Source organism: Streptosporangium sp. NBC_01639 (assembly GCF_045209755.1).
Taxonomy (GTDB): domain Bacteria; phylum Actinomycetota; class Actinomycetes; order Streptosporangiales; family Streptosporangiaceae; genus Streptosporangium.
Window position 1 is genome coordinate 6,574,517 of sequence record NZ_CP109272.1, and the last position, 19,243, is coordinate 6,593,759.

Genomic DNA, 19,243 nt, shown 5'->3' on the forward strand with positions numbered 1-19,243 from the left:
CGTCGCGATCGGTTCTCCGGTGACGTGCGCGTTGCGGACGAGGCCCCGCGGGGCCTCGTCCCGCACGTCAACCCGCCGCCACGGCCCGGGCGAGAGCAGGTCGTGACCCGCCGTCGCCCCCGATGCACGACGGCTTTCGTGCGCGGGCGGCGGCCCGGCTTCGCGGCATCCTGCCGGGGCTCTCCCGCAGCCTGGCTCATCCCCGCCCATTCCGCCAGGTCCTCCTCACGAGCAGGCCGATGAGGTAGCACCCGCCGATGACCGTCGTTACGACGCCCACCGGTAGCGCGACCGGCGCCAGGAGGAGCTGCGCGGTCAGGTCGGCGGCTAGCAGAAGCACCGCTCCCGACAGCGCGGCCGGCACCAGGGCCACGCTGGCCGCGCCCGTCAGCAGCCGCCCGATCTGGGGTGCGGCGAGGGATCGGGCCGAGCGGTGATCAGCCGGGTTGGACGACCCCAAGGAGGATCTTCAGCAGGTCGTCCGGCGCGTCCCGCATGAGGTTGTGCCTGCTGTCCAGTGCGTGTGCCGTCCACTGCGGGTCGTCGCGCAACCGCTGGTAGATGGAGGTGAACGGCGACTCGCCGTCCCACCCCGCCGCGTACACGTAGTCCCTGCTCCGGAACCTCGCGAGGTCGCCGGTGAGCCGGATCGGCTGGAGCAGCGAGGCGAGCGGATGGGGCGTGGCACGGGAGTCGAAGAACGGCAGCGGCCGCACCGAATGGCCGGTCTCCGTCACGTCCATGAACCATTTCCGTTCCTGGTCGGAGACCAGGGTCCAGAAGGAGTCGCCGTGCTGCGGCACGACGGAGTCCAGGTAGACCAGGGAGGCCACCCGTTCCGGCACGCGGTCCGCGGTCCCGGTGATCACCATCCCCCCGTAGCTGTGGCCGACCAGCACCGCCTCCTCGATCTCTTCGGCCACCAGCACGCCGACCACATCCTGGACATGCGTTTCGAGGTTCACTCCCGCGTTCAGCAGATGGCCGCGCTCGCTGAGCCCGGTCAACGTCAGCGGGTAGACCCGGTGGCCGTGGGCCCGGAGCTGTTCGGTGAGCGGCTCGTAGGTCCAGCCACCGTGGCACATGCCGGGAATGAAAACGAAGGTCGCCAAAGTCGTGCTCCTGGTATCGGCTGCCAGCGGCATCGCCGCGTCGACAGGTGAGTGGTGCCGCGCCGGCCGGTTGCGACGGGCTGCCCGAGCGGCATGGAGGTGTTCGGGCGGACCGCCGTCGGCGGTGGCCGGCCACGGCGGTCGCGGACGGTTCAGGGGGCGGGGGGAACGAACTCGGGCTGGTCGAGCAGGCGGAGCCAGCTTCCGTCGGGCTGGCGCCGGACGACCTGCGCGCGGGCGCCGGTCCCGTCCTTCGGCGGGGTCGAGGTGAGGGCGATGTCGCCGCTCACCAGCGTCGGCAGCGGTTGTTCCTGCTCGAAGCGGGGACGGTTGGCCAGCACCTTCTCCCAGAGCGCGCGGATCGCCTCCCGGCCCACCGTCTGGCCGCCCGGCGGGTAGGCCAGCACCGCGTCCTGCTCGTAGAGGGCGGCGACGCCGGCCGCGTCGCCGGCGTTGGACCGTTCGACGAACAGGCGGGTGATGTCTTCGGGCCGCATGGCCTTCTCGTACTCCGGCATGGATTCCTCCGGTCGTCGGACTTCGATGCGTTCCAGCGTGGCCGACCACCATCCAGAAGTCCAACAGATGGATCTGATAGGAGCTAGAATTTCCAGTCATGGACCTGAGGCAGCTGGAATACTTCGTCGCGGTGGCCGAGGAGCAGAACTTCACCCGGGCGGCCGAGCGGGTGCACATCAGCCAGTCCGGCGTCAGCGCCCAGATCCGCCAGCTGGAACGCGAGCTCGGTGCCGAGCTGTTCGACCGGTCGGCGCGCGCCGCCACCCTCACCGTCGCGGGAAAGGCCGCGCTCGAACACGCCCGCGCCGCGCTCGCCGCCGCCGGGGCGGTCAGCCAGGCGGTGGGCGAGGTGACCGACCTGATCCGGGGCCGGCTCACCGTCGGGATGGTCATCGGCTGCACCGTCACACCGCTGTTCGACGCCCTGGCCGCGTTCCACCGGGCCCATCCCGGTGTGGAGATCTCACTGGTGGAGGACAACTCCGACCGGCTCGTCGAAGGGGTGCGCGGCGGCACGATCGACCTGGCCCTCATCGGGACCGCGACCGCCACCCCCGCAGGGCTGGGCGCACTGACGATCATCAGCGAGCGGCTCGTCGCGGCGGTCCCGGCCGGGCACCCCCTGGCGGAGCGGCCCCGGGTCACCCTGCGTGATCTGGTGGCCTATCCGATCGTGTGCATGCCGCCCGGCACCGGCCTGCGCACGGTGTTCGACCAGGCCTGCGCGGCGCAGGGCCTGCAACCGGTGATCGCGTTTCAGGCCAGCGCCGCGGATGCCGTCGCCGACCTCGCCGCCCGCGGGCTCGCCATCGCCGTTCTCAGCGACTCGATGGCCGCGAGTCACCGTGACCGGCTCACCGCCCGCGTCATCGACGACGTCGAAACACCCGCCCTGCTCGCCCTGGTCTGGAAGAGCACGTACGGCCCGGCGGTGCGCGAGCTGCTCGCGCACAGCCGGCGGGCGTTTCGCTGACTACGACCGGCTCGCCCGACCGCCGGAGCCGGACCTGTCTCCTGATCGGCATCCGAGCAGTTCCACTGAGCCGACAGCCCGAATGGATGAGCGTGTCTGTCGGGCGGATGCCGAGGTCAGCGCCAGTGATTCGATAGCGTCGCCCTTATCTGAATATCTGAATATCTGGCTAAAGGAGGGGCGATGTCAGAGGGCAGCCAGATCGGTGATGCGCTGACCGACGCCATCAACGATCACACATTGGAAGAGATAGTACGGTTCTACAGCCCGCAGGCCGTCTTTGTGGCCCCAGGAGGCATCGCCGAGGGCCGCGAGCAGATCGCCGCCTACTACGAGCACATGTTCAACGGCTTTCCGGACGTACGTGCCACGCTCTGGAGAAAGATCACCACTGGTGGCGTGACAATGCTCGAATGGACGCTGACCGGCACCCACCTTGGCCCTTTCCTCGTGCCCGGCGGCGGCACACTCGATGCGACCGGCCGAGGCATCACGGTGCGCGGGTGCAGCACGGCCAATATGGACGGTGACCTCATCGTCACCCACCAGTTCTACTTCGACCAGCTGGAGCTGTTCGCCGCCCTCGGGGTCCGGCTCAATGCCGACGTACCAGAGGCCTGAGCGGCAACAAAACGGCCGATGACGCTTCGCCCGCCCGGTCAGCCGAGCATGGACTCCAGCCGCGCCGCCACCTCGCGGTAACGGGCCACCGGGATGAGGTGGACCCCGGCGAAGGCCCCGGACTCCCTGATCCGCAGCACCTGCTCGCAGGCGGCCTCGACCCCGGCGTTCCGGTCTCCGGACACCTTTTCCACCAGGTCCCGGGGGATGTCGATGTCCGGGATGGCCGCGGCGAGCCGGCGGGCGTGGGCCTCGCTGGCGAGGACCATCACCCCGGCGTACACCGGCGCGTCCAGCGGGGTGGCCTCACGCCACCGCAGCAGGGCCTCCGTGGAGAAGCTGACCTGGACGAAGACGAAGTCCGCCGCCCGTTTCCAGGTGGGCAGCGGGCGCAGAGCCGCCGCCGTGCCGACCCGGAACGGCCGGGTCCCGGCGAACGCGGCATCCCGCGCGGTGGCGCGGACCTCCTCGATCATCGCGCGCACGTTCAGTTCGCCGGTCCGCCCGCCGGAGGTGGGTTTGTCGCCGTAGACGAAAAGGAACTGGTCGACCCCATAGGCGGCGGCGGTCAGCAGGTCCCGGCGGAAGCCCAGCAGGTTGCGGTCGCGGGAGTTGAGACAGGCGATGCTCCGGCCTCCCATCGCCTCGACCTCGTGTGCCACGGCGACGCTGGAGACGGTGGCCCGGCCGATGTGGTTGTCGGGGATCAGGAACGCGTCGGAGACCTTGGCCAGTGTTCCGATCTGGTGCCGGACGTGCTTCAGGTCGGGCCGGGTCGGCGGCTCGACCTCGCAGATGACTTCAAACCGGTGCTCGATCACGGAGGTAATCTAGATCGGCAGCCGGCGGACGTTCCCACCGGGGGCGTCCGGTCCGCGCCTTCGACCCCGTCCTCGCCCCGGCACCGACTCGCCGCCGGGGTAGGTGAAGGACGACCGGGGGAGCAGAGGCCCCACACGATCTGCAGCGGGGCGGCGGGACGCGAGGCGTAGCCCAAGCAGGGAAAGAATCTCCGGAATGGTGAGATTTATAGTGCTGTGCACTATTTGTCGGCTTGTGTCGGGTATATGGGTATAAATCCATTCCGTACGTATGTCGGAAGGGGGCATGGGTCATGAGCAGACCCGCAAGCCTAGAACACCATCCTGATCTCATCGAGATGCGAGAGAGGTACGAGCGGGCGGGCTCCAGCAGGCCGGCCCAGGTGACCGAAGGGCTCACCATGCTCGCGGGGCTGTACCTGGCGATCTCTCCCTGGGTGGTCGGCTTCAACGGCCTGTCCAGGCTCTCTGTGAGCAACCTGGTCACCGGTGTGGCGCTTGCCGCTCTGGCCACGGGGTTCGCTTCGGCCTACGGCCGGACCTACGGGCTGAGCTGGATCGTGCCGATCATCGGGATCTGGACCATCCTGGCTCCCTGGCTCACGGGCTCGGCGACGAGGGCGACGATCTGGAACAACGTCATCACCGGCCTCGTCATCCTGCTGCTCGGTCTGGCGGCGATGGCGCTGGCCGCCCGGAAGATGCCCAAGCTGCCAGGAGGCCATGACAGCATGCCTGGTCGGGGCGACATGTCAGGTAGATCTGATATGCCTGGCCGAGGCGACATGCCAGGCAGGCCTGACATGCCGGGGAGATCCGACATGCCAGGTAGAGGGGACATGCCGGGCAGGCCGTAGTCCGGTGCGGGGCGGTGTGGCGAGTAGTGATCGCCACACCGCCGCCGTGTGTCCGGGTGCCGGGACGCCTCTACCGATGCGATGCCCGGATCTCCGCCGTCGCCCCGTCCGGGTGCGATCACCGTGCCGGGCACGGGCCGACCTGGTCCGCATGCCGGGCCGGAAGCCGGGTGCGGGCCGGCCTGGTTCGTTTGCCGGGTCGGAAGGGGGACTGGTGGGTAATGTAATGCGTTTGAGGTGTTTGGGGCTCTTGTGGGTTTTTGTCCACATGGAACCTTCCGGGCCGGGAAGGGCGTAAGTGGCGGCGGAAAATCCGCCCGACGCGTTCCAGGAGGCAGCGATGACACCACCCACTCCGCCCGCGGCGATCACGGCGGCCTCCGTCGCCGCGCTGGCGCTGATGAGCGGCTCGCCGGTGGCGGCCCTGGCGCCGACACCCGTGCCGAAGCCGACGCCGACCTCCTCGGACGGACACCGGGTGGCGGAGCAGGACATGAAGTACCTGATCCAGGCGCACCAGAGCAACCTCACCGAGATCGCCGCGGGCAGGTCCGCGCAGGGCAAAGGGAAGTCGAAGGAGGTCCGCTCGGCCGGGGCCCTTCTCGCCGCCGACCACACCAAGCTCGACAGCGGGCTCCAGCAGGTCGCACAACGCCTGAAGGCGACCCTGCCCACGCAGCCCACGGCGCGCCAGCAGGCCAAGTCCAAGGAGTTGGACGCCCTGTCCGGCGCGGAGTTCGACAGGGCCTGGACCAAGTGGATGATCTACAGCCACCGCACGGCCCTGGTCGCGACCAGGAAAGAGATCGACAAAGGGTCGGTGCCACAGGTCAAGGCGCTCGCCAAGGCCGCAGAACCGATCTTCCAGGCCGATCTGAACCGGCTGCTCGCCGTACAGAAGACCGTCGGGGCCCTGAGGCGGGACCGGCCGGAAACGATCCTGAGGATCTCCCTGCCGTCGGCGACGAGGTGACCGCCTCACCCGTCCGGCCGGATACCGTCGATTTCCGCCTGGTCTCGGGGGCTAACTGTCGCTCGGGGCGCCGACACGCCAAAATTGGTCCGTGGTCAGGATCGGATCGGTAGGGATGGGCGATTGTGAGCGCGGGCAACTTCCGCCGGTGCTGGGCCTGCTGTTCCCCGACGGCGGTGAGGGGCGCACGCTTACGACCGCGTTGCCGCCCGGAGACGTGGTGTGGGCCGATCCCGATTACGCGGGGCCGACGGCCGGCCAACGTCCGGCGTTCTGGCTGAGCGACGAGGCGGTCGCCGGTGAGCTCTGGACCGAACTGCGGGGCGAGCACGGGCGTTCGGGCCTGTGGCCGGTGCTGCTTGAGGACTCCGTCCAGCCGTGGTCGGCTGGACAGATCGCTCCGGACGCGGTCGCCGAGATCGACAACTACCATCCTGCCGCGTTCATGGCCGAGGTGTGGGCCGACTGGACGGAGAAGGTCCATGCCGACCAGCTGGAGCTGCTGGACCCGTTCGGCCCCCGGTGCCCCGGCCCGGCTCCGTCCGGCCAACTCGCCGCCGATCCCGGCGTGGTCGCCGACTGGTACGCCGGGATGGTCGCCGAGCGCAGGACCCCGCTCGGGCTGGTCGCGGCGGAGCGAGGGGCGGACGCGCTGGCCGTCATGGGCTGGCAGGGCGCACTGAACCACAACGAGTGGATGGTCCCGCTCGCGGCCGTGGTGCGGAGCTGGGAGGACAGGTTCGGCGTGCGGGTGGTCGGCATGGGCTTCAACACCCTGGACCTGAGCGTCGCCGCTCCTCCGGTCACCCCGGAACACGCCCTGCACGTCGCCGCCGAGCACTGGACGTTCTGCCCCGACAGCGTCATCTACAGCGCGGGGACGCTGGTCGACTACGCGGAGCAGATCAGAGGCAGGAACGCCTGGTCGTTCTGGTGGGACTGACCGCCCACGCGGTGTCCCGAGGGCCGCTCCGGGTGGCGGGCGAGGGAGATCGTGCGGGGTCCGCGGACTCGGCGGGGGTCCAGGGCGCCGGACGGGGCCACGGCGGGAACCGGGCCGTGGCGGGGTCGAGGCGAGGGGGACTGGCAGGGTCGGGACGAGGGAGTGTGGCGGGGGCGAGCCGAGGGGGACGCAGCGGGGTCGGGACGAGGGGGCGTGGCGGGGCTCGGGGCGGGAGCGGACCTCCATGACCGTGGCTTTGCACGGGGCCCCTCCGGCGCTTGTGGATCTTCTCAAAAGCCTGGATCAACCCGCTGATGTGTCATTCGGCTGATCGATGGGCCGGTGAGGAGGTAAAAAGAACCGTTGACCCAGGAGTCGGTGCACCGATCTCCGTGGTCCTCATATCGATCGTGGAAATATTCGTCGAATCATCCCTCCTTTGGCTATTCTCGGGAAGAATGCCCAGGTCGGAGGCTTGATCGGCGGATGTCGCCCATTGGTCCCCCCGACGGTCGCGGCCGATCCGACACGCCGGTCGGAAGGTCAAGTGACGGCTAATAGGGCTTTCTTGGCCGATAAAGGTAGATCTTCTGGGTCTGTCATGGGTTTTGTTTTGCTTTGTCCTCGAATGGGCGCTAGTGTCCTATTTGTGTTCGGTTGGCGACCTGCCCTTCAGCAGAAGGAGCGGCCGGCCGACGTCGAATCCCGGAAGCCGCCACGGCCAGGGGAACCGGGGACCCACTTCTTGGGGTGAATCCGCCGCGACCATGCGGCGGTAGGGCAACTCCACCGCCCGAATCCGTCAGCTAACCCGGTAGACGAGATGGAGAGGACATCACTCATGGGACGCTGTGCTCCCTTCCCGCTGGTACCCGCCTCATCCGTATCAGCCCGCTAAGACTTCCTTGCCGCGCTAGAACGCGGCGCCCCCCAACGCGCCTCGCGTAGTGCCCGGGATCGCCGGCACTCCTCTCTCTCTGTGAGCGCGTATCCGCCTGTGCCCATCTGCGTGGCACCCGCGCTTCCCCGTTCCCTCGCGAAAGAGTCTCTCTCCCATGCGCCTCTCCCTTGGCATACGCAAGAACCGTTACATCGCCGCCGCCCTGCTCGGTGCGAGCGTCCTCACCTCCACGGGCGTCGTCTCGATGCTCCCCGCCACGGCCGAAACCGCCTCCGCGACCCTCCCCATCGCGGTCAAGGGCGCGTCCCTGGCGACCTCCACCCTGGTCAAGTCCGGCTCCTCGACCCCCGGCTCCGAGTCCGGTTCCGAGGTCGTCCTGCTGAACGGCTCGACCAAGGCCTCCTACTTCTGGGACGACTCCTCCGGCCGCGCCGGCGACACTGGCCTGCCCGCGAGCGGCAAGCCGATGCAGAAGGGCATGATCGCCAGCCCGAGCTGGCCGCTGATGACCGAGGGCTACGTCGTCTACAAGGGCAAGAAGGCCAAGTTCTTCGTCGGTGACCGCGGTCCCGGCGTGCCCTCCAGCAGCGGCGTCATGATCGACCTGGACGCCAAGACCTTCGCCGAGCTGACCGGCGGCACGTTCAACTCCGAGACGCTCGGGGTGGACGGCAACGGCGGCGCCGGCCACATCGACGTCGACTACGTGATCACGAAGTGGGGCACCGGCCCCGGCAAGAAGAACCGCCCCGTGCCGTTCTCCGCCGGCGCGTGGGGCCGCATCGACAACAACCCGGCCACCCCGCCCAAGGTGGTCAACAAGTAGTCGGTACGAGCCCCTCCCCGTGGGCATCGGCCGGCCCGTCCGCCGGCCGTGGACTGGAGCGGTCCCGTGCAGGGGCCGCTCTTGCCGTCGTTTCTACCGAATGACATTCTGTTGCGCATGACCAGCGTGGTATCCGACAGCACCGGCGGGGGAGGGGTGCCATGACCCTGCGCGCTCCGGCGAACGGCATCGAGCTCGCCTACGACACCTTCGGCCCGCCCGGAGAGCGTCCGCTTCTTCTGATCATGGGACTGGGCGCCCAGCGCATCCACTGGGACGACGATTTCTGCGCGCTGCTCGCCGATCGCGGGCACCACGTGGTCCGCTTCGACAACCGGGACGCCGGCGAGTCCACCCATTTCCGCGAGGCCGCGGTGCCCGCCTCCGGTGCGAGAAGGCCGGCCCCCTACCTGCTGGACGACATGGCCGACGACACCGCCGGGCTGCTCGACGCGCTCGGCTGGGAGTCCGCCCACGTGGTGGGCGCCTCGATGGGCGGCATGATCGCCCAGTCGCTGGCGATCCGTCACCCGCACCGGGTGCGCAGCCTCACCTCCATCATGTCCACTCCCAGCCCGCGCGCCGCCCCGCCGACCGAGGCCGCGATGACGGTGCTCATGACGCGGGGCGCCGCCGACCGCGAGAGCGTGATCCGGCAGGCGCTGCTGACCTGGGAGACCATCGGTTCGCCGGGATACCCGCTCGACCGGGAGCGCATCGCCCGGGTCGCCGCGCTGAGCTATGACCGGTGCCACGACCCGGCCGGAACGGCCCGGCAACTCACCGCGATCATGGCCTCCGGTGACCGCGCCCCGCTGCTCAAGGAGCTCGCGGTGCGCGCTCTCGTCCTGCACGGAGAGGCCGACCAGCTCGTGCCGCTGTCCGGTGGGATCGCCACGGCCGAGGCGATCCCCGAGGCCAGACTGATCACCTTTCCCGGCATGGGCCACGACCTGCCCCGCCCGCTCTGGCCCGAGTTCGTCGACGCGATCGACGAGCTCACCGCCGCGGGATGACGGGCTCCGGTACGGCCCGCGCCTCCCGGGGCGCGGGCCGTACCGGAGGATCAGACCTCGAGCCGCTCTTCGATGCCGCGCATGGTGTGCCGCGCGAGCGCCAGGTTGGCCCGGGCGCGGTCGAACGCCACGTAGAGGAAGAGTCCCTTGCCGCCCCGGCCGGCGACCGGGCGGATCACGTGGTACTGACCGCTGAGCGTGATGAGGATGTCCTCGATGCCGTCTTTGAGACCCAGCGACTCCATCGTCCGCAGCTTGGCCTTGACGACCTCGGTGTTGCCGGCCGCGGCGATCTGGAGGTCGAGGTCCTTGGAGCCGCCGAGGGCGCCGAGCGCCATGCCGCTGTTGTAGTCGACGACCACCGCGCCGAGGGCGCCGTCGATTGCCATCATCTCTTTGAGCGAGATATCCATGTTGCCCATTTGTGTCTCCGATTCACTGAGATATCGACATACGGGAGGTGATGGCGGCCAGGTTCGCCGCCGTTCTGCGGCCCTCCAGTCGCAACAGCCCGAGATTGGTGCCAGGGCGGGCGAGCACTGTGAGGACGATCTTTGGGCCTGCGGCGTAGAAGGCCGCGTAACCGTTGGTGCCGGAGATCAACGTCTCCTCGAAAGTGCCCTTGCCGGCCATGCTCACCAGCCGGCGGCTGAGGGCCAGGACCGCAGAGGAGAGCGCACCGGTCTGCTCGACGTCGTCCCTCAGATCGCTGGCTATCGTCAGGCCGTCGACACTGCAGGCGATGCTCCCGTTCACATCGGGTATGCGCTCGCGCAGCAGCGCCATCTCCTGCCGTATCTCGTCACGCAGTTCCACTGGCACCCTCTTTCCGAGCAGCTTCAACGTCCGCAGCCTTATCGGCATCGGACCAGGCTCACGTCAATGCCTCCAATGCGTTCCTGAGCCGGATGAGCAGGTTGATGTCGGTGGGGTCCCCCGTCGCCAGGGGGAGCACCGCCGACGGCCGGGCGGGACCCGCCGCGGTGTCCGGCGGCTCTCTGGGGCCTTCCGCGCCGTTCTTCACCCGCTTGGGCAGCGCACCGGGCGTGGCGTCCGCGCCGGCCTGCGGCATGTGCAGCAGTCCCGCCGCGGCGAGCTGCCGTACGGCGAGCAGTACGGAGTAGGCCGGGCGGCCGAGCTTGCGTGCCAGGTCCCCCGGGGTCGCCGTGGCGTCGGCGCCGACCAGCACCTCCCACTGGAGCGAGGTCAGCACCACCCGCTGGGCGGTGACGCGCCCCACCGGGACGACCGGGAGCGCGTCCAGTTCCTCAGACGGCCAGGCCTGGTTCAACTGTGCCCTCCTTCGCCTGCACTCCCGGAGCAGACCGGTCACGTCGAAATACCACTGGGGTCCGAGCCAGTGCCGGTCGCCCGGCCGGAACCTGGGCCGGTGACCGGTGGCCTCGAACAGGAAGTACGCGGCGTCGAGCACCGAGCTCAGCACGCAGAACTCCAGCTCGCCCCGGGTGAGAACGCCCTGGGCGACCAGTAGCTCGCCGCCCCACCGGTCCTCGGTGGCGGCCTGCCTGGCCTGCCGTACGGCCTGGGCGGAGATCCTGCGGCCGGAGGTCAGGAGATCCTCCACCCGGGGGGCGGCCGGACTCTCCGCATAGGTCACCCGGCCGCCGGTGAGGTAGAGCGCCCCTGCCTTGCCCAGCCGCAGCACGCCGGTGGCGCGGTCGCCGGCCAGTCCACTGAGTACGTTCTCCGTGGTCGGCATGGCTCACATCGTTATCAGGCGGCCGGAAAGCGACTGAAGACGATGCCGGGCCAAGGCCAGATTCGATCGCTCCAGATCGAGCCGGACATAAATTACCAAGGGGCCATCGAAAACCGTCTCCAATGGCTTTAATAAATGATGTCCGTTATCCGTGGTTATGATCATGTCGCTGATCCGGACCGTTCCGCCGGGGGAGGTTGCGGCGAGTCCGTCCAGGGTTGCCCGCAGGGTCTCGCTCAGCCCTGCGGCCGACTGCTCCGTGTCGGCCTGGTGGTCACCGCCGACTCCCACGGCCGTCCCGCTGGTCTGGTCGATCAGGATCGCGTCCAGCGCTCCGGGGATGGCCATGACCTCGGTGAGGCAGTCTTCAATTCCAAGCACGGGGGCTCCCTCGCCAACGACTTCACGACGTCGCCCGGCCAGCGTAGGGATAACCCGAAGGAACCATGCGCCCCATTTGAAACTGATGCGCGCGGAGGTGAATGATTTAATAACCGCGTATAAGGATTTATCCCCTGGGAGGGGAAACGTCCATCAATCTTCGGTGATAAGTGCCTTTTCGTCCGGCTTGAAGACGAGAACGTTCTTCACGTAAGACTCCACGGCGGCGGGGAGTCCGACGTCGTTCCCAGCGGTCTCGGACATGAACCAGCGATGGTCGAGCACCTCATGGAAGACCTGGGCCGGCTCCAGCTTGCGTCGCAGATCCTCCGGGACGGCCTCCACCGTCGGATGGAAGACCTCCGCCAGCCAGCGGTGCGCCACGATCGCCTCGTCCTCGTAACGCAGGCCGTACGACACCCGGAAGGAGTCGAGGTCGTTGAGCAGCCGCCTGGCCTGGTTCTCCTCCACGTCCAGCCCGGTGAGCCGGAGCAGCCTGCGCTGGTGGTGACCGGCGTCCACGACCTTCGGACGGACGATCAGCCGTCCCGTCCCCGCCTTGCGGCGGACCATCATCTCCGCCACGTCGAAGCCGAGGGAGTTCAGCCGGCGGATCCGCTGGTCGATCATGTGCCAGTCGACCTCCTCGATGATCTCGTCGGAGGTGAGCTCGTTCCAGAGCGCGTGATAGCGCGAGCAGACCGAGTCGGCGACCTCCTCGGGGTCGATGGAGGGGTGGATCAGGCCGCCGGCCTCCAGGTCGAGCATCTCACCGAAGATGTTGGTGTGTGCGACGTCGATGTCGTACAGCCGCTGGCCTTCGCTGATCATGGGGTGGAGCTCGCCGGTCTCGGCGTCCACCAGGTAGGCGGCGAAGGAGCCCGCGTCCCGGCGGAACAGGACGTTCGACAGCGAGCAGTCACCCCAGTAGAAACCGCCCAGGTGCAGCCGGACCAGCAGTACGGCCAGCGCGTCGAGCAGCCGGTTGAGCGTGTCGGGCCGGAGCGTGCCCGACATGACGGCCCGGTAGGGCAGGGAGAACTGCAGGTGCTGGGTGATCAGCGCGGAGTCCAGCGGCTCCCCGTCCGCGCCGGTCCGTCCGGTGACCACGGCCACCGGCTCCACCGAGGGGGTGTCGAGCCGGTGCAGGTCCCACAGCAGGCGATATTCGCGCTTGGCGTAGTACTCGCTGATCTCCTTGATCGCGTAGACCCGGCCGGCGAGCCGGGCGAAGCGCACCACGTGACGGGAGATGCCGCGCGGCAACGAGACCAGGTGGTGCGCCGGCCACTGCTCAAGGGGGACGTCCCAGGGCAGGCGGAGCAGGTCCGGGTCGCCGGGGGTGCCGGTGAGCTGCAGGGGCATGGGTCGGTCCTCACGAGTTCGGGAGTCGGGGGAGTGCGGTGCGGGGCGGTCCTCAAGGGACCGGGGGAGGGGTGCGGAGCGGTCCTCAAGGGACCGGGGGAGGGGTGCGGGACGGTTTTCGCGAGACCGGGGGAGGGGCGCGGGGCGGTTCTCACGAGACCGGGGGCCGGCGGGGGAAGACGGGAGGGGAGAAGGCGCGCTGAACCACCGCGGAGAGCTGCTCCTCGGTGAGCACCCGGGGCTCCCCGACGGCCTTGGCCCGCACGTAGACCTCGCAGAGCCACTCCAGCAGCCGGGTCGCCTCGAACGCCCCGTCCAGGTCGTCGCCGACGGTGACCCCGCCGTGGTTGGCCAGCAGCGCGGCACGCCTGTCCTTGAGGGCGGCCATGGCGGAGGCGGCCAGCTCGGGGGTGCCGAAGGTGGCGTAGTCGGCGACCCGGACGGTGCCGCCGAGCAGCAGCGCGGTGTAGTGGATCGGCGGCAGTTCGGTCATGGTGGTGGCGACGACGGTGCCGAAGGTGGAATGGGTGTGCACGACGGCCTGGACGCCGGTGGCCGTGTAGACCGCCAGGTGCATGGGCGTCTCGGAGGACGGCTGCGATTCTCCCTCGACCAGGTGGCCCGCCACGTCGACCACCGGGCAGGCCTCGGGCTCCAGCCGGTCGAGGGGGACTCCGCTGGGCGTCACCGCGACCAGCTCGCCGACGCGGGCGCTCAGATTTCCAGCCGTGCCGACGACCAGTCCGGTCTCGGCGGCCCTGCGGCCGTATTCACACAGCAGACGGCGCTGCTCCGCCAGCAACATGTCAGTAAAAGTATGGGCTTGTGGTGGTATGCGGCAAACTTTCGTCAGCTGGTCTAGACCGGTGGTCATCAGGAGGCGGTGATCTCCGCTCCCGAGGGAGCCGTCCGTCGCCGACCTCGCTGGGTATTCAGAGAGATATATGCCAATATGTGAGGTGAAGGACCTTTTTTGACGTTGCTTTGCCTCTGATATGTCGCGCGGACATCACGGCTCGGTCTAGACCGGCTATGACCTCTTGACGGTGGACTTCGGGGATACGTACCTTCGGGCCAACATTTAGGAAACTTTCCTAACTTGTCCCCCGCTCAGGAGGGTTGCGATGTCCAACATGGCCGGCACGCCAGGAGATATCACCCGGCGGCAGATGCTCCGCCGGATCGGTCTGACCGCTCTGGTCGCCGGTCCCGGCGCCGGGCTGCTCAGCGCCTGCGCCACCAGCGGCACCTCCCCCGCGCCCGCCACCTCCGCCGCTCCGTCGGCGAGCGGTGCGGTCTCCGCCGCCAACCCCTTCGGTGTCGCCACCGACGCCCCGCTCGAGGTCGTCATCTTCAAGGGAGGCCTCGGCGACAGCTACGCCACCGAGGTCCACGAGCCGCTGTACAAGAAGGCCTTCCCCAAGGCCACGGTCAAGCACGTCGCCACCCAGCAGATCGCACAGACCCTGCAGCCGCGCTTCGCCAGCGGCGAGGTCCCGGACATGATCGCCAACTCGGGCACCGACCTGATGGACAACGGCGCCCTGCAACAGGAGGGACAGCTCCTGGAGCTCACCGAGCTGTGGGACGCCCCCTCCATCGACGACCCGAGCAAGAAGGTGCGCGACATGGTCGCGCCGGGCACCGTCGAGTCGGGCCTCATCGCGAACAAGCCCTACCTGATGAACTACGTCTTCTCGGCCTACGGTCTCTGGTACGACTCCGCCCTGTTCGAGAAGAACGGCTGGACCCCGCCGAAGACCTTCGAGGAGTTCAAGACCTTCTGTGAGAAGGTCAAGGCCGCCGGGATCGTCCCGTTCGCCTACGCGGGCAAGAACGCCTCCTACTACGCCTACTGGATGATCCTCATCTCCGCCGCCAAGATCGAGGGCAACCAGCTCCTGGTCGACATCGACAACCTCGTCGACGGCGTCTGGAAGCGGGATTCGGTCAAGCAGTCCGCCGCCGCCTGGGCCGAGATCGGCAAGTACATGGACAAGTCCTTCGAGGGCCTGATCCACACCGATGTGCAGACCCGGCAGAACCAGGGGAAGATCGCCCTCTACCCGTCGGGCTCCTGGCTGGAGAACGAGCAGAGCAGCCAGACCCCCAAGGAGTTCAAGTACGCCCTGACGCCCACCCCCAGCGTCACCGCGGCCGACGCGATGCCGTTCGAGGCCATCCGCGCCGCCGCCGGTGAGGCCTACATCGTCCCCGCCAAGGCCAAGAACCCCAAGGGCGGCCTGGAGTATCTGCGCATCATGCTCTCCAAGGAGGGCGCGAGGGGCTTCACCCAGAAGTCGGGCAACATCACCGTGGTGACCGGTGCCGCCGACGGCCTGGAGCTGTCGCCGGGCAACGCGAGCCTCAGCGCAGCGCAGACCGCCGCGGGCGTGAACATCGTCACCTACAGCAGCTTCGAGAACTGGTACAAGGAGCTCGAGACCGAGCTCCGCAAGCACACCAACGCGCTGATGTTCGGCCGCATCTCCGCCGACGAGTTCTGCGACAGGATGCAGAAGGCAGCCGACAAGAGCAAGGCCGACTCGTCCATCACCAAGCAGAACCGGACGGTGTAGGTCCCGATGCGGCATGGCAGGTATCCGTTCATCATCGGCTTTCTCGCCGCGCCGGTGCTCCTCTACGTCGTCTTCGTGGTCAGCCCGTACCTCCAGGCTTTCTACATCTCGCTGACCGACTGGAAGGGCGTCTCGGCGAATCCCCGCTTCATCGGCCTGGAGAACTTCTCCCGTCTGCTGGACGATGAGGTCTTTTGGGCAGCGGTGCGTCACCACGGTGTCCTGCTACTCGCCATGCCGCTGGTCACCATCGTGATCGCGTTGTTCTTCTCCTTCCTGCTCAATCTGAGCGGCGGGCAGCGGGGCGGCAGGATGACCGGGATCGGCGGCTCGAAGGTCTACCGCGTGATCTTCTTCCTGCCCCAGGTCCTGGCCGTCGCCATCGTCGGCGTGCTCTTCCAGACGATCTACCGCCCGGACGGGTCCGGCGTGATCAACGGCCTGCTCGGCAAGATCGGAATCGAGCCGGTCGGCTGGCTCATCGAGCCCGGCCTCGCCCTGTGGTCGATCATCGGCGTGGTCGTCTGGCAGGCCGTCGGCTTCTACGTGGTCCTGTTCTCGGCGGGCATGTCCTCGATCCCCAGCGACGTGTTCGAGGCCGCAGCGCTGGACGGCGCGGGCCGCTTCACCCTGTTCTTCAAGATCACACTCCCGCTGCTGTGGGACACCATGCAAGTCGCCTGGGTCTACCTGGGCATCGCCGCCTTCGACTGCTTCGCGCTGGTCCAGGTGCTCTCGGTCGACCGCGGCGGCCCCGACAACTCCACGACGGTGCTCCCGATGGAGATCTGGCGGACCGCGTTCAACTTCTCCAAGTTCGGCTACGCGTCGGCGATGGGCGTGGCGCTGTTCTTCATGACCATCACGTTCGCGGCGCTCACCCTGCGCGTGACCCGGCGCGAGAGGATCGAGTTCTGATGGCAACGGACACGGCTGGCAAGCCGGTCACCCGGCCGGGCACCGCCCACGGCCGGCCGAAGAGGCGGAGGAGCCCGCTGGGCGTCTTCGGCTCCCTGTCCCACCTCGCGCTGCTGGTCTGGGCGATCCTGATCATCGGCCCGATCCTGTGGACGTTCCTGGCCTCCTTCAAGACCAACACCGAGATCTTCGGCGACCCCATCACGCTGCCGGCCTCCTTGGGCTGGGACGCCTGGGGCCGGGCCTGGGAGAAGGCCCACATCGGCCAGTACATGCTGAACACCGTCTTCGTCGTGGTGTGCAGCACGGCCGCGACCATGCTGCTGGGCTCGATGGCCGCCTACGTCCTGGCCCGGTACACCTTCCCCGGCAACCGGGCGATCTACTTCCTGTTCGTCTCGGGTATGACCTTCCCGGTCTTCCTCGCCCTGGTCCCGCTGTTCTTCGTGGTCAAGAACCTCGGCCTGATCGACACCCACCTCGGGGTGATCCTGGTCTACACCGCCTACTCGCTGCCGTTCACCGTCTTCTTCCTGTCGGCGTTCTTCAAGACGCTGCCCACCTCGGTGGCCGAGGCGGCGATGATGGACGGCTGCTCCCACACCCGGACGTTCTTCCAGATCATGGTGCCGATGGCCCGGCCCGGCCTGATCAGCATCACGATCTTCAACATCCTGGGCCAGTGGAACCAGTACCTGCTGCCGATCGTGCTGCTGTCCGGCAACGTCGAGGACAAGTGGCTGATCACCCAGGGGGTCGCGAACATCTCCACCAACGCCGGCTACGAGGCCGACTGGCCGGGCATGTTCGCCGCGCTGAGCATGTCGATCATCCCAGTCATGATCGTCTACATCATCTTCCAGCGCCAGATCCAGTCGGGTCTCACCTCCGGCGCGGTGAAGTGAGCACCGCCCGGCTGGTGACGCGGCGCGGCGGGCCGACTCTGCCTGGCGTGTCGGCGGGAGACGTGATGTCCTGGACCGATGGACCTGCTTGACGACTCCGCGGTGGACCGGAGCCTGGCCGACGTGCCCGAATGGCGACGCGAAGGCGACGAGATCCGCCGCACGATCAAAGCCTCCGACTTCCCGACCGCGATCCGCATCGTCGACGAGATCGCCGTCGAGGCGGAGAAGCTCAACCACCACCCCGACATCGACATCCGCTGGCGCACCCTCCACCTGGCCCTTTCCACCCACGACGCAGGCGGCCTGACCGAAATGGACTTCACCCTCGCCGCCCGCATCGACGAGATCGCCGCATCCCACACCTGACCGACCCGAGGGCCACGGGACTCGCACGAATCCGACAATGCGAATACCCACTGTGATCGCTTGATCACTCGTTACAGTGGATTCCTGCTCGCCGTGTCTGGTCCATGTCTGGTCAAGGAGATGTTGGATGCGCGTTCTCGTGGCTCTCGCCGCCGTCGGTCTGCTGAGTGTGGCCTGTGGTGGCCAGTCGACGACGGTCACCACCCATCCGGTCGCACATGATCCGAGCCCCACCGGCGTCCGCCTCGCCGGAGGCGGCACGCTCACCAAGCCGATGCCCAAGGCGTCGGCCGTCACCTACAACGCCAAGCTGGCGCCGCTGGGAGCCTCGGCCGAGGTCGTGGCCGAGTCGGGGGCGGTGCTCGCCAATTCCACGGTCACGGTCGGGGGGCTGCTGCCCAACCGGACCTACGGCGCGCACCTGCACGTCGACCCCTGCGGGCTCAAGCCCGACGACTCGGGCCCGCACTACCAGCATGTCCACAGCCACGCGAGCGCCACCAACGAGGTGTGGCTGGACTTCACCACCGACGACCAGGGCACCGCCACCGCCACCGCCAAGCAGGACTGGGCGTTCGCTCCCGGCCGGGTGCCCCATTCTCTGGTGATCCACGCCCAGCCGACCGTGAAGACCGGAGCCGACGCGGGCACCGCGGGCCCCCGCGTCGCCTGCGTCTCCCTCGCCGAACAGTAGGCCGACCCGTTCCGGCGCGCGTCGGCTGTAAGGGCGAGTTTGACCCGCCCGGAAGCGGAGATCGACGGCCGCAAATGCCGGATTCTGCTTGAGCAGACACTGGCGGTGGAGGTCGCCAGGCTCACACAGTGGGTCGGCGTTCTCGAAGACGACGAACTGGACGCGTTGGACGACGCGCTGCGGCTGTATCACGGGCTGCTGTGACCTGGCCCGAGGCGGCCGGGATCAGGCGTGGCCGGCGGGGACGGTGCCGAGACGTCCTGCCTGGTAATCCTCGAACGCCTTGACGAGCTCCTCCTGGGTGTTCATCACGAACGGGCCGTAGTGTGCGACCGGCTCGCCGATCGGACGGCCGCCGAGCACGATGACCTCCAGGTTGGGGCTGCGGCTCTCTTGGGTCCCGGACGCCCACAGGGTGATCGGCGTCCGGGTGCTTCCGGGGCCGCTGAACTCGCCGACCTCGCCCGCGATCAGCCGGACCAGTGCTCCGCCGTCGTGGCTGCTGAGCAGGACGACGTTGGACCTGCCGATGTCCTGATATTTCGGCTCGACCATCTTCTCCTTGCCCGGCAGATTGACCCAGAGCTGAATGCCGTGGAACAGGCCGCCCTTCTGGACCAGCCACTCCGGGGGTGCCTCTTTATGCAAAATGCCGCCGCCGGCGGTCATCCACTGAGTGTCGCCGTCGGAGCTCGTGCCGCCGCCGCCATGGGAGTCGGCATGGTCCATCACGCCGTCGATCATGTAAGT

General features: G+C 68.3%; 24 protein-coding genes and 1 riboswitch. Of the genes, 13 read left to right on the top strand and 11 right to left on the bottom strand.

What is annotated here, in order from left to right:
• Window positions 1-196: 196 nt before the first annotated feature.
• The 3 genes from OHA77_RS29885 to OHA77_RS29895 form a co-directional block, all read right to left on the bottom strand.
• Entirely contained in the window at window positions 197-460 is a 264-nt protein-coding gene (locus OHA77_RS29885; protein ID WP_406312723.1) for an iron chelate uptake ABC transporter family permease subunit, read from the bottom strand.
• Window positions 438-1,112: an alpha/beta fold hydrolase gene (locus OHA77_RS29890; RefSeq protein WP_406312724.1), complete on the bottom strand. Its 675-nt coding sequence runs from the start codon at window positions 1,110-1,112 to the stop codon at window positions 438-440. The genes OHA77_RS29885 and OHA77_RS29890 overlap by 23 nt, the downstream gene beginning before the upstream one ends.
• A gap of 152 nt (window positions 1,113-1,264) precedes the next feature.
• Window positions 1,265-1,630, bottom strand: coding sequence for a YybH family protein (locus tag OHA77_RS29895; protein WP_406312725.1), 366 nt, complete (start codon window positions 1,628-1,630; stop codon window positions 1,265-1,267).
• A 98-nt stretch (window positions 1,631-1,728) separates the two neighbouring features.
• Here OHA77_RS29895 and OHA77_RS29900 point away from each other — a divergent pair, with 98 nt between their 5' ends.
• Together OHA77_RS29900 and OHA77_RS29905 are read left to right on the top strand one after the other, a co-directional pair.
• A complete protein-coding gene (locus tag OHA77_RS29900) occupies window positions 1,729-2,604 on the top strand; it encodes a LysR family transcriptional regulator (protein ID WP_406312726.1) in 876 nt (291 codons plus the stop codon).
• A 183-nt stretch (window positions 2,605-2,787) separates the two neighbouring features.
• Window positions 2,788-3,225, top strand: a complete 438-nt coding sequence (locus OHA77_RS29905; protein ID WP_406312727.1) for an ester cyclase — start codon at window positions 2,788-2,790, stop codon at window positions 3,223-3,225.
• 38 nt (window positions 3,226-3,263) lie between these two features.
• On the opposite strand, the gene OHA77_RS29910 is transcribed toward OHA77_RS29905, so the two are convergent.
• Window positions 3,264-4,046: a methylenetetrahydrofolate reductase gene (locus tag OHA77_RS29910; RefSeq protein WP_406312728.1), complete on the bottom strand. Its 783-nt coding sequence runs from the start codon at window positions 4,044-4,046 to the stop codon at window positions 3,264-3,266.
• Window positions 4,047-4,384: 338 nt separating this feature from the next.
• Between OHA77_RS29910 and OHA77_RS29915 the strand changes: the two genes are divergently transcribed.
• The 5 genes from OHA77_RS29915 (at window position 4,385) to OHA77_RS29935 (ending at window position 9,562) form a co-directional block, all read left to right on the top strand.
• The gene (locus OHA77_RS29915; RefSeq protein WP_326824846.1) at window positions 4,385-4,903 is read left to right on the top strand and encodes an SPW repeat protein; all 519 of its coding nucleotides are present in this window, start codon (window positions 4,385-4,387) and stop codon (window positions 4,901-4,903) included.
• Window positions 4,904-5,243: 340 nt separating this feature from the next.
• The gene (locus OHA77_RS29920) at window positions 5,244-5,876 is read left to right on the top strand and encodes a DUF4142 domain-containing protein (protein WP_406312729.1); all 633 of its coding nucleotides are present in this window, start codon (window positions 5,244-5,246) and stop codon (window positions 5,874-5,876) included.
• Between the two features lie 91 nt (window positions 5,877-5,967).
• Window positions 5,968-6,819 (top strand): DUF4253 domain-containing protein, encoded by an 852-nt coding sequence (locus OHA77_RS29925; protein ID WP_406312730.1) that lies wholly within the window; start codon window positions 5,968-5,970, stop codon window positions 6,817-6,819.
• Window positions 6,820-7,505: 686 nt separating this feature from the next.
• Window positions 7,506-7,655, top strand: a riboswitch (cyclic di-AMP (ydaO/yuaA leader).
• Window positions 7,656-7,874: 219 nt separating this feature from the next.
• Window positions 7,875-8,546, top strand: coding sequence for a hypothetical protein (locus tag OHA77_RS29930; RefSeq protein WP_406312731.1), 672 nt, complete (start codon window positions 7,875-7,877; stop codon window positions 8,544-8,546).
• 161 nt (window positions 8,547-8,707) lie between these two features.
• On the top strand, window positions 8,708-9,562 hold the full coding sequence (locus OHA77_RS29935; protein ID WP_406312732.1) for an alpha/beta fold hydrolase: 855 nt from the start codon (window positions 8,708-8,710) through the stop codon (window positions 9,560-9,562).
• 50 nt (window positions 9,563-9,612) lie between these two features.
• On the opposite strand, the gene OHA77_RS29940 is transcribed toward OHA77_RS29935, so the two are convergent.
• From OHA77_RS29940 to OHA77_RS29965, 6 genes are all read right to left on the bottom strand, one after another.
• Entirely contained in the window at window positions 9,613-9,984 is a 372-nt protein-coding gene (locus tag OHA77_RS29940) for a hypothetical protein (RefSeq protein ID WP_326824841.1), read from the bottom strand.
• 13 nt (window positions 9,985-9,997) lie between these two features.
• Window positions 9,998-10,426 carry a roadblock/LC7 domain-containing protein gene (locus OHA77_RS29945; protein ID WP_406312733.1) on the bottom strand — a complete coding sequence of 143 codons (429 nt, stop codon included), beginning with the start codon at window positions 10,424-10,426 and terminating at the stop codon, window positions 9,998-10,000.
• Between the two features lie 10 nt (window positions 10,427-10,436).
• The gene (locus OHA77_RS29950; RefSeq protein WP_406312734.1) at window positions 10,437-11,282 is read right to left on the bottom strand and encodes a hypothetical protein; all 846 of its coding nucleotides are present in this window, start codon (window positions 11,280-11,282) and stop codon (window positions 10,437-10,439) included.
• A 3-nt stretch (window positions 11,283-11,285) separates the two neighbouring features.
• Window positions 11,286-11,663 (bottom strand): roadblock/LC7 domain-containing protein, encoded by a 378-nt coding sequence (locus OHA77_RS29955; protein ID WP_406312735.1) that lies wholly within the window; start codon window positions 11,661-11,663, stop codon window positions 11,286-11,288.
• A 153-nt stretch (window positions 11,664-11,816) separates the two neighbouring features.
• A complete protein-coding gene (locus OHA77_RS29960) occupies window positions 11,817-13,028 on the bottom strand; it encodes a DUF4032 domain-containing protein (protein WP_406312736.1) in 1,212 nt (403 codons plus the stop codon).
• A gap of 151 nt (window positions 13,029-13,179) precedes the next feature.
• Window positions 13,180-13,833 (bottom strand): class II aldolase/adducin family protein, encoded by a 654-nt coding sequence (locus OHA77_RS29965; RefSeq protein WP_406312737.1) that lies wholly within the window; start codon window positions 13,831-13,833, stop codon window positions 13,180-13,182.
• A gap of 319 nt (window positions 13,834-14,152) precedes the next feature.
• Between OHA77_RS29965 and ngcE the strand changes: the two genes are divergently transcribed.
• The 6 genes from ngcE (at window position 14,153) to OHA77_RS29995 (ending at window position 18,697) form a co-directional block, all read left to right on the top strand.
• Complete coding sequence (gene ngcE, locus OHA77_RS29970) at window positions 14,153-15,607, top strand: N-acetylglucosamine/diacetylchitobiose ABC transporter substrate-binding protein (RefSeq protein WP_406312738.1); 1,455 nt, start codon at window positions 14,153-14,155, stop codon at window positions 15,605-15,607.
• Window positions 15,608-15,613: 6 nt separating this feature from the next.
• Entirely contained in the window at window positions 15,614-16,525 is a 912-nt protein-coding gene (locus tag OHA77_RS29975) for a carbohydrate ABC transporter permease (protein WP_406312739.1), read from the top strand.
• Window positions 16,525-17,430, top strand: a complete 906-nt coding sequence (locus tag OHA77_RS29980; protein ID WP_406312740.1) for a carbohydrate ABC transporter permease — start codon at window positions 16,525-16,527, stop codon at window positions 17,428-17,430. Before OHA77_RS29975 ends, OHA77_RS29980 begins: the two co-directional genes overlap by 1 nt.
• A 78-nt stretch (window positions 17,431-17,508) precedes the next feature.
• Window positions 17,509-17,799: a 4a-hydroxytetrahydrobiopterin dehydratase gene (locus tag OHA77_RS29985; RefSeq protein ID WP_326824832.1), complete on the top strand. Its 291-nt coding sequence runs from the start codon at window positions 17,509-17,511 to the stop codon at window positions 17,797-17,799.
• 127 nt (window positions 17,800-17,926) lie between these two features.
• Window positions 17,927-18,493, top strand: a complete 567-nt coding sequence (locus tag OHA77_RS29990) for a hypothetical protein (RefSeq protein ID WP_406312741.1) — start codon at window positions 17,927-17,929, stop codon at window positions 18,491-18,493.
• Window positions 18,494-18,532: 39 nt separating this feature from the next.
• Complete coding sequence (locus OHA77_RS29995) at window positions 18,533-18,697, top strand: hypothetical protein (RefSeq protein ID WP_406312742.1); 165 nt, start codon at window positions 18,533-18,535, stop codon at window positions 18,695-18,697.
• 21 nt (window positions 18,698-18,718) lie between these two features.
• Here the strand turns inward: OHA77_RS29995 and OHA77_RS30000 are convergent, their stop codons facing one another.
• Complete coding sequence (locus OHA77_RS30000; protein ID WP_406312743.1) at window positions 18,719-19,237, bottom strand: pirin family protein; 519 nt, start codon at window positions 19,235-19,237, stop codon at window positions 18,719-18,721.
• Between the last annotated feature and the right edge of the window lie 6 nt (window positions 19,238-19,243).